Origin of the sequence: Chromohalobacter sp. HP20-39 (genome assembly GCF_033052815.1) — a bacterium.
GTDB lineage: Bacteria > Pseudomonadota > Gammaproteobacteria > Pseudomonadales > Halomonadaceae > Chromohalobacter.
On record NZ_JAWHTP010000589.1, the window covers coordinates 1 to 278 of the forward strand.

Consider the following 278-nt stretch of genomic DNA (forward strand, 5'->3'; position numbering starts at 1 on the left):
CTATGACGATCGGCCTCCGGGCCGCGAGATCGTGTTGCATCTGACCGGCAACATGCGACGGTTCATCTGGGGATTCGATGGCAAAAGGTTCTCGGAGGCCGAGCCGATCCGTCTGTACTACGGCGAACGGCTGCGGATCACTCTCGTTAATGACACCATGATGAATCACCCTATGCACCTGCACGGGATGTTCAGCGAGCTTGAAAACACGGAGCGTCAAGCGCTCGTCCGTAAGCACACCATCAACGTTCAACCATCCAAGCAGATCAGTTTCCTCG

At 56.1% G+C, this 278-nt stretch carries 1 protein-coding gene; it reads left to right on the forward strand.

The window, feature by feature from the left end; all coding sequences use genetic code 11:
- Positions 1-278, forward strand: a 278-nt coding sequence (locus tag RVY79_RS19295) for a multicopper oxidase domain-containing protein (RefSeq protein WP_317466180.1), incomplete at both ends; no start/stop codon positions are given.